General features: G+C 60.5%; 3 protein-coding genes. All 3 read right to left on the bottom strand.

Features of this window, described 5'->3' with window-relative positions; genetic code table 11:
- The coding region (locus HMPREF0591_RS28175) for an acyl-CoA dehydrogenase family protein (RefSeq protein WP_007172208.1) at window positions 1-938 on the bottom strand (938 nt) is incomplete at its 3' end.
- A gap of 76 nt (window positions 939-1,014) precedes the next feature.
- Window positions 1,015-1,671, bottom strand: a complete 657-nt coding sequence (locus HMPREF0591_RS28180) for a transglutaminase-like domain-containing protein (RefSeq protein ID WP_007172209.1) — start codon at window positions 1,669-1,671, stop codon at window positions 1,015-1,017.
- Window positions 1,668-2,448, bottom strand: a 781-nt coding sequence (locus HMPREF0591_RS28185) for a cytochrome P450 (RefSeq protein ID WP_083802080.1), incomplete at its 5' end; no start/stop codon positions are given. The genes HMPREF0591_RS28185 and HMPREF0591_RS28180, both read right to left, overlap by 4 nt.

Here is a 2,448-nt window from a genome sequence, read left to right on the forward strand (position 1 = left end):
TGGCCCTGGAGGTGTAGGCAGATGCAGTGGTCGAGGAATACTCGCGCAATCCTTGTTTCAGTGGCCGCTTCGGCCAGGGTGAACTTGGTGTTCTGGAACCCGAAGATCGTTCGTCCGAAGGCCTCTCGTTCGCGCGTGTATTTGACCGTCTGCTGCAAGGCCAATTCCATGGCGGCAACCGCTCCGACCGCAACGATTAGTCGCTCCTGCGGCAGTTGCGTCATCAGCTGGATGAAACCTTGCCCCTCGGTGTCGCCTAGCAGATGCGTCTTGGGGACGCGCACGCCGTCGAAAAACAATTCAGATGTGTCCTGACCGCGCTGACCTATTTTGCTGAGGACTCGTCCTCTCCGGAACCCGGGGCGATCGGCTTCCACGACAATCAGCGAAATACCGTTGGCACCTTGAGTATGGTCGGTCTTGGCCACGACGACAATGAGATCGGCTTGCTGACCATTGGTGATGAACGTCTTCGAGCCGGTGATGACGTACTCGTCCCCATCGAGGACGGCGCGCGTCTTCACGCTTTGAAGATCAGATCCGGTTCCGGCCTCCGTCATCGCAATGGCACCGATCAATTCGCCCGACGCCATCTTGGGCAGCCACTGCCTTTTCAGGTCTTCCCGGGCGTAGTGCAGGATGTAGTGTGCGACGATGCCGCTGTGCAGGCCGGCGCCCCACGAACTGTCCCCGATTCGAGCTTGCTCTTCGAGCAGAACTGCCTCGTGTGCGAATGTCCCGCCGCCGCCGCCGTATTCGACCGGCATCGACATGCACAGCAGGCCCAGCTCGCCTGCTCGTTCCCACACCGCCCGGTCGACATGGTGTTGCTCGGCGAAGCGCTCTGAGTGGGGTGCAATCTCAGTGGCAACGAACTTTGCGGCGAGATCACGAAGCGCTTCCAATTCCGGGTTGAGCCAGGGTGAGGCGGCTGTCATAGGGAGGCGTCCTTTCGGTTAGCTGCCGTGAGATATCCCGCATTAGTGCTTTGCACAAGCATAATCTTTCAAACTGTTAATTGGTGAACGAGTCTGATATGGGCGGAGGTTCGTAGATGAGTTCGCTGTAGTTGTCGCGCAGCGCGTCGATGATTTCCGTGAGGGGAAGGTCGTCGAAAACGCCACGGTCATGGAGGTATTCCATGTGTTGGGAGCCGTCGCCTGTGTGAGCGTGCAACATGGCGTCTCGCTGACCGTCGAATTCGATAGGAGGGACCCCGAAGCGCGCGCATAACTCGCGGTTGAACGCCGGCGTGGCCTTGACCCACCGGCCATTCAGCAGCATTTGACTGTAGCCGTGGTAGACGAAAACGTCCGAGCCACCCATCCGTTCACGGAGACTCGGGGTCTGCAGATGGTTGCGGACGTCGGCGAAACCCAACCGCGCCGGAATCCCCGCGGCGCGACACGCAGCCGTCAAGAGCACCGCCTTGGGGACACAGTAGGCGCGCTCGGCGACGGCGACCGCGCTGGCTCGGTACTGGCACGGGTCGTCGGAGACGGAATACGGGTCGTACCAGATCGAATCACGGACAGCGGTGAAGATGCGGCACGCCTTATCGACGGAATCAATGGCGTTACGCGTCGCCGATTCGGTGAACTGCTGCACGGCATCGTGTTTCCAGTCGAGGAATTCGGTGGGTGCAAGGAACCGCGCGAACTCTAACTTCATCGGTGGTGGAGCCTGATCGGTAACCCGTCGACCGGGATCGGCAGCGATGTGTTGTCCCAACGGATGCGGTAATCGGTGTCGAGGCCGAAGGTGAACGTGCGCAGCATCTGGTGCAGGATCGCTTTCACCTCGAGGGTGCCGAAATGCATACCGATGCATTTGTGCGCGCCACCCCCGAACGGCAGCCACGCGAAGCGATGGGCTTGGTCTTCGCGGCGTGGGACGTCGAAACGTAAGGGGTCGAAGCGATCCGGGTTATGCCAGACTTCGCGGACGAAATGGTTGACGGCGGGAGTGATCGCCACAAGCGTGTCGGAGGGGATGTAGTGGCCGTCTATTGCGGTGTCTTCCACTGTTTTGCGCATCACTAGCGGAACCGGCGCCACGAGTCTCATGGATTCCTTGATCACCAGATCGAGGGACCTGAGCCCTTCCAAATCATCGATCTCCGGTGACCGGTCGCCGAGAACATCGCTTTCGGCGCGAACCCGATCCTGCCATTCTGGATGCTTTGCCAGGTAATAAGTTACCGCGGTGGTGGTGATCGTCGATGTGTCGTGAGCGGCCATCATCAGAAAAATCATGTGGTTGATGACATCGGAGTCACTGAAACGTTGCCCGTCTTCGGTGCTGGCATGGCACAGCGCCGAGAACAGGTCATTGCTGTCGCCGGCCCGGGCGGCCGGCAAGTGCCGGGCGAAGTACTCCTCAAGCACCCGTCGGCCGCGGACCCCGGCGCGATAGCGGGTACCGGGAAGCGGCGCGCGGACGAGCGAA

This window comes from Mycobacterium parascrofulaceum ATCC BAA-614, from assembly GCF_000164135.1.
Lineage (GTDB): Bacteria > Actinomycetota > Actinomycetes > Mycobacteriales > Mycobacteriaceae > Mycobacterium > Mycobacterium parascrofulaceum.

What these genes read in the sequence shown, in the direction of transcription:
- HMPREF0591_RS28180 (WP_007172209.1), bottom strand. Translation starts at nt 1,671, where the DNA reads ATGAAGTTAGAGTTCGCGCGGTTCCTTGCACCCACCGAATTCCTCGAC.